This is a genomic window from Xanthomonas sp. SHU 166, from assembly GCF_000364685.1.
GTDB classification, from domain to species: Bacteria; Pseudomonadota; Gammaproteobacteria; order Xanthomonadales; family Xanthomonadaceae; genus Xanthomonas_A; species Xanthomonas_A sontii.
In genome coordinates, this window is sequence record NZ_AQOJ01000092.1 from 1 (window position 1) to 6,172 (window position 6,172).

The 6,172-nt window shown below is 69.9% G+C and carries 6 protein-coding genes; 2 read left to right on the plus strand and 4 right to left on the minus strand.

Features of this window, described 5'->3' with window-relative positions; genetic code table 11:
• Positions 1–568: hypothetical protein (locus D180_RS03815; RefSeq protein ID WP_017911740.1), on the plus strand; the 568-nt coding region annotated here is incomplete at its 5' end.
• Entirely contained in the window at positions 561–1,019 is a 459-nt protein-coding gene (locus D180_RS03820) for a hypothetical protein (protein WP_017911741.1), read from the plus strand. The genes D180_RS03815 and D180_RS03820, both read left to right, overlap by 8 nt.
• 191 nt (positions 1,020–1,210) lie before the next feature.
• On the opposite strand, the gene D180_RS03825 is transcribed toward D180_RS03820, so the two are convergent.
• The 4 genes from D180_RS03825 to D180_RS03840 all read right to left on the minus strand — a co-directional run.
• Positions 1,211–1,942, minus strand: a complete 732-nt coding sequence (locus D180_RS03825) for a UTRA domain-containing protein (protein WP_017911742.1) — start codon at positions 1,940–1,942, stop codon at positions 1,211–1,213.
• Positions 1,943–2,115: 173 nt separating this feature from the next.
• Positions 2,116–2,688, minus strand: coding sequence for a nicotinamide riboside transporter PnuC (gene pnuC, locus D180_RS03830; protein ID WP_017911743.1), 573 nt, complete (start codon positions 2,686–2,688; stop codon positions 2,116–2,118).
• Between the two features lie 498 nt (positions 2,689–3,186).
• The gene (locus D180_RS03835) at positions 3,187–5,367 is read right to left on the minus strand and encodes a TonB-dependent siderophore receptor (protein WP_017911744.1); all 2,181 of its coding nucleotides are present in this window, start codon (positions 5,365–5,367) and stop codon (positions 3,187–3,189) included.
• Between the two features lie 98 nt (positions 5,368–5,465).
• A partial coding sequence (locus D180_RS03840; protein ID WP_017911745.1) for a phosphotransferase occupies positions 5,466–6,172 on the minus strand: 707 nt, incomplete at its 5' end.

A 6,172-nucleotide genomic window follows, 5' to 3' on the forward strand; every position in this document is an offset into this window, starting at 1 on the left:
GGTGCTGGCGGCCGACGCGCAGCCTGGGCCGGGCTGGCTGCTGCAGTTGAGCGCCTGCCTGGCGCGCGACGCGGCCATCGCCAGCGCCACGCCGTGGAGCAATGCCGGCGAAGCCTGCGCGTGGCCGCGGCTGGGCGAGATCAATCCGCCGCCCGAGGATCCCGAGCGCCTGGCACGGGCCTGCGCGGCCCTGCCGCCGCTGCATCCGGAACTGCCGTCGGCGGTGTGCCATGCGGTGGTGCTGCGCGGGGTGGCACGGCAGCGTGCCGGCGGGCTGGACGCCAGCAGCTACGGCTCCTGGTATGCGGCGCTAACCGATCTGTCGCTGCGCATGGCCGGGCTCGGCTGGCGCAACGTGCTGTGCGAGACCGCGCATGTCGCGTGCAGTGGCGAAGGCCGCGCCGCCGACGGCGACATGGACGCGCTGGCCACGCGCTGGCCGGCCTGGCACGCGCGCCTGGCCGGCTTTCTGATGCACGATCCGCTGCGCGCCTGCCGCGAAGAGCTGCAGCGCCTGTACGACACGCTGCCGCCGCCGGATCCGCAACGGGCGTTGTTCGATGCCTAGCCTGTCGCCGCCCGACCTGCGGCTTGCCCATCGCTGGACGCAAACCGGCCGCATCTCGCTGTGGCGCTATCTCGAGAACGAGCGCAACTATCCCGGCTGGCATCTCAACGCAGATCCAACTGGATGCCAGTCGCTGTTGGCGTTGCTGGACGCCTTGGCTGCCGACGGCGCCGGTTCCCGCACGCTTCTCATTACTGTACCGAGCAAGACCGAACTTGGCGTGCCGAACAACCGGCGCGGGCTCGCCGCTTGGGTGGCGCCGGAGAAGCTGCGCTTCACGCTGTCCACGACCGACGATCACTGTTCTTTTCCCGTAGACGCAGCGCCGGCTGCACTTGAGGTCGGCCCGGCGTGGCTTGCGGCGTTGCGGGAAGGCATCGCGGGCATTGCGAACGGGCAGGGGGACTACGCCATCGGCAAGGGCAGCCATCGTCTATGGTTCTGGTGGTGAGGCGGAAATTGCCGACGTGCGCCTGTTGTAGGGTTGTTGGAGCGTTGCTCCCTGACCCCTCGGCTGGCGCGGCAGTCGGTCACGACTGATATTGCGATCAGACGCCAGCGGCGTCGCTGTTGGTTCCTGGGTGGGAGCGGGTGTGGTCCGCTGCGTCTCCGACTCGTGTCGCGATAGCGAACAAGCCGGACTCATTCCCCCGGCGCGTAGACATCCACCGACACTTCCAGCACGTCGTGGCGCCAGGACTCGATGTCGAATTCCACGGCACGTCCGTCGGGATCGTAGCTGACGCGCTGCAGGCGGAAGCACGGCGTGCCGGCGGTGGATTGCAGCAGCACGGCCTGCTCGGCATCGAGCGTGGCCGGATACATCGACAGCCGGCTGCGCGCCTGCCGCAAGCCCAGGCGCTGGGTCAGCACCGTGCTCAACGAGCCGGCCAGGTCGTGGTCGAGCAGGCGCGGCGCCCACGCGGCGAGGATCGCATTGGTCTCCAGCAGCACGGCGCGCCGTCCGATCCAGCGGCGGCGGCGCAGCACGAACACCTCGGCATCGGGGTCGTCCAGGTGGAGGTGCCGGGCGAGCGCCGGGCCGGCCGGCTGGCGCTGCGCGGCGAGCAGTTCGGTACGCGGGACGCCGCCCTGTGCGGCCACGTACTGCATGAAGCCGGCGATGCTGTTGGGATCGTGACGCACCCGCGGCGCGCTGACGAACCAGCCTCGGCGATTCTCGCGGTAGATGTGCCCGTCCGATTCCAGTTGCTGCAGCGCCTCGCGCAAGGTGATGCGGGTGCAGCCGAACAGCGCGGCCAGTTCGCGCTCCACCGGCAGGCGCTGGTCGGCGCGCCATTCGCCGGCGGCGATGCGCGCCAGCAGCGCATCGGCGATGCGTTGGGCGAAGCCGGCGGCGGTGGCGAAGTGCATGCGAAATCCAGAGCGTGGAGAAGCGTGGCTGACAAGACTACGCTGCCGGTAGGCACGCGGACGATGCGGGCGTCTGATGTTCGCGTGATGCTCGTGCGGCTTTTGCGCGCCATTTGCATCGAGTTGACGACGGCACGCGCTGTGCCGCCAGGAAGCAAAGAGCGCGTGGCGTGTCAGGTGACGGCTTGCGCGCGGCGCAGATCGGCCTGCCACAGGCGCAGTCCGTACACCGCCAACACCACGAATCCGGCGTACAGCGCGGCGGTCGGGTACAGCCCCTTGTACACGAACACGCCGACGTAGACGCAGTCCAGCACGATCCACAGGCCCCAGTTGGCGATGCGCTTGCGTGCGGCCCACACGCTGGCGACCACGCTGAACGCCGACAACGCCGCGTCCAGCCACGGCAGCGCCGCATCGGTGTGCAGGTGCATCCACCAGCCCAACAGCGCCGCGCCGACGGCGCCGGCCAGCAGCGAACGCAGGCCTTCGCCCCACGGCAGCGGCCCGACCTGGACCTTGCCGTCGTCGCCCAGCCCGTTGCTCCAGCGCCACCAGCCGTAACCCTGCAGCACCACGTACAGGCCCTGCAGCAGCATGTCCGAATACAGCTTCCACTGATAGAACAGCCACGCATACAACAGCACCGCCACCACGTTGACCGGCCAGCACCAACGCACCCGCCGCGCGGTCAGCCACACACCCAGGACGTTGACCAGTACGGCGAGCAGTTCGAGAGGAGACATGGTGGGAGGCCGGCATTGGGGAGTGGGGATTCGGGATTGGCGGGCGGTTCGCGAGCGCAGTGCATTGCGCGCGTGTTGTAGCAGCGGCTTCAGCCGCGACCCGTCAGCAATAGCGCGTCGCGGCTGAAGCCGCTCCCGCAGGGTCTGGCGGCAAGCCGGCCGAGTGCACTGTGGGAGGGACTTCAGTCCCGACGCATTGCCCCATCGGAAAGCACATCACTTCGCGCGTCTCGACTGCATGACAGTGGATTGCCACCTTGGTCATCGGCGCGGCTGGTGTTCGAGAGAAGTCATGGTGGATCCGGAGAACAGGGCCAGGCGTTTGCGAACGAAGAAGACAGTGTTTGCTGAAGGAGCAGCGTTTGTCTCACTGTAGCGATCAGCCGCAACCCGTCAGCCGCGGCGCGTCGCGGCTAAAGCCGCTCCCACAAGGTGAAGCTCCATGTCTCGCTTCCGGCTTTCACGAATCCCCAATCCCGATTCCCCATTCCCAGCTCCTCAAAAATCGAACTGCAGCGCCAGCCGCGCCGTCCGCGGCGCGCCGAGGAACAAATAGTCGTCGCCTTCGTAGGCGCCGACGTCGCGCCAGTAGCGCTTGTCGGTGAGGTTGTCCACGCTCAGTCGCAGTGTGGTCGGCACCGCGCCCAGCCGGGTGGCGTAGCGGGCGCCGAGGGTGTAGACGCTGTAGCCGCCGACGGCGACCTGGCCGCTGCGGTCGGCGTACTTGGCGCCGCTGTACTGCGCGCCGCCCAGCAGCGCCAGGCCGCTGGCGCCGGGCACGTCCCAGGTGGCCTGGGCGCTGGCGCGCAGCCGCGGCACGTTCAGTGCCTGGTGGCCTTCGTCGCCCGGCGTGCCGGTGTCCTCGGCGCGCGCGCGGATGCCGGCGACGCTGGCCTGCAAGTGCAGGCCGGCGCCCAGCGTGCCGGCGGCGGACAGTTCGATGCCGCGGTTGTGCAGGCGGCCCTGCTGCACGAACAGGAAACTGCCGTCGGCCTGCGGTTGCGCGTACTGGTTGGCCTGGCGCATGTCGAACAGCGCCGCGCCCAAAGTCACGCCATCGCGCTCGAACTTCATGCCGGCCTCGCGCTGGTAGGCGCTGGTGGGGGCGAGGATGCTGTCGGCGTTGCTGGCGAACCACGGCGCGGTGCCGCCCGGGGCCAGGCCCTTGGCGAAGCTGGCGTACAGCGACAGCGACGGCTGCAGCTTGAACAGCAGCGCCGCCTGCGGCAGAAACACAGAGCGGCGCGTGCGTCGGGTCAGGCTGCCGTCGCGGTCCCAGGCGCGTTCGTCGTAGCGCACCTGGCGTGCGCCCAGCAGCAACTGCCAGGCCTCGCCGATGCCGATGCGGTCGCTGGCCAGCAGCGCGGTCTGCGCGCTGTCCAGGCGCCGACGCTTGGGGCCGAGCACGGCGTCGGCCGGCGACAGCAGCGGCGGATCGGCGTCGATGTTGCCGCTGCCGATCATCTCGTTGATCGAGCCGTGGCGGTCGATGGTGCGCTGCAGGTAGTCGACGCCGACCTGGAACTGGTGCTGCAGCACGCCGGTGCTGGCGCTGCCGCTGGCGATCGCCTGCAGTTCGTCGTTGCGGCGGCTGTCGGCAGGGCTGCGGTAGTCGTAGATGTCGTAGTCGCCTTCGCGGCTGAAATGGTTGGGCACCGCGTCGCCGGCGCAGCTGGCCGCGCCGTAGCAGCCCCAGGCGAAGCTGGAGTAATCGTCGATCAGCGCGCGGCTGTGCGAGGCCGCCACCTGCAGATGCCAGGCGTCGCTGAAGCGATATTCGTAGCGCGCCTGCGCATTCAGCGCCTCGATGCCGACCGGCTTGGACCACGGTTGGTAGGCGAGCAGACGATGCACGGACACCTTGCTAGGCAGCTGCGTGCCGCCGAGCAACTGATAGCCCGGCACCGAGCGCTGCTGGCGGTCCTGGTATTCCACGTCCAGTTGCAGGGTCGACTGCGGGTCGATGTTCCAGTCCGCCGCCAGCGACAGGAAATTGCGGTGGCCGTCGGCGTGATCGACATAGCTGCGCAGGGTCTCGTGCGCGGCGTTGACGCGCAGGCCGAACTGGCGCTCGCTGCCGAACCAGTCGCCCAGGTCCACCGCCGCGCCGCGGCTGCCGTCGTCGTCGCCGCTCAGCACCAGGCTGCGCACGTGCTGCGGGCGCTTGGTCTGGTAGTCGATCACGCCGGCCGGCGTGGTGATGCCGGACAGCACCCCGGACAGGCCCTTGAGCACCTGCACCTGCTCCTTGTTCTCCAGCGCCACGTTCTGTTCGCCGGCGATGGTCAGGCCGTTGATGCGGTAGCTGTTGGCCGCATCCAGCGAATAGCCACGGACCAGGAAGTTCTCGTAGTAGCCGATCGGCGCGTAGCTGTCGCCGATCGCGGCGTCGGCGCGCAGCACCTCGCTGAGCACGCGCACCTGGCGGTCGGACAGCTGCGTGCGGTCGATGGTGTCGATCGCCATCGGCGTGTCCAGCAGCGGCGCGTCGCCGTAGCCGCTCAGGCTGCTGCGGTCGTGCGGCTGGCGACCCTGCACGTTGACCGCGTCCAGTTCGACCGGGGTCTGCGCGCTGGCGGGCGCCGGCGCAGCGTCGGCGGCCAGGGCCGGCAGCGGCAGGGCGATGGCCAGGGCCAGCGCAAGGGCGTGCGGAGCGGGGAAACGGCGGTTGGGAAGCATGCGGAACGACCTCGGGGAAACGAAACGAAGGAGAGAAGCGGAAGCGACAGCGCCACGCGGTGCGCGCACGGCGGGCGTGTCGGGGTGGATGCGACGGTTCATGGCGCGGCCGCCGCGTGCCGCTGCAGGTGCCGCAGCAGGCGTTGGCCCTCGCCCTGGCCGAACCAGGCGGCGTGGCCGAGCAGATAGCGGCGGTAGGCGATCTCGGCGTGCACGTCCGAGCCGGTGATGCCGGCGAAGTACTCGATCTCGCTGAGCGCGAAATCGGCATGCACCAGCGGTAGCAGCGCGGCCAGCAGGCGCAGGTGCGCGGCGTCCAGCGGCAGCAATGTGGCGTAGCCGTGCAGCAGCGCATCGAGCTGGTCGAGATCGGCGACGGCGGTGCCGCCGTCGTCCAGTTGCAGCCACGGGATCAGGTTGCGCTCGATCGCGGTGGCCAGGTCGAACAGGGCGAAGCTGCGGTCGGCCAGGCCGAAATCGAACACCGCGCTGACCGTGCTGGCGGCGCCGTGGCCGCGCCACAGCAAATTGGAGCCGTGCCAGTCGCCATGCGTCCACAGCGCCGGCGGCGGCGTCTGCAGCAGCGGCCAGGCCTGCGCGTGCCAGGGCAGCAGGTGCGCGCGCAGATCGCTGCGCCAGTCACGCTGCTGCAGCCATGCGGCCAGCGCCGGACGCCGTGCCAGATCGTGCTCCAGCGCCTGCAACGGCTGCGGCTGGGCGAACAGGCGCAGGTTGGCGACCAGCACGGTGGTGCTGCGCGGCGGCGCGGCGTAGCCGGCCGCGGCGCGGTGCAGCGCGGCCAGCG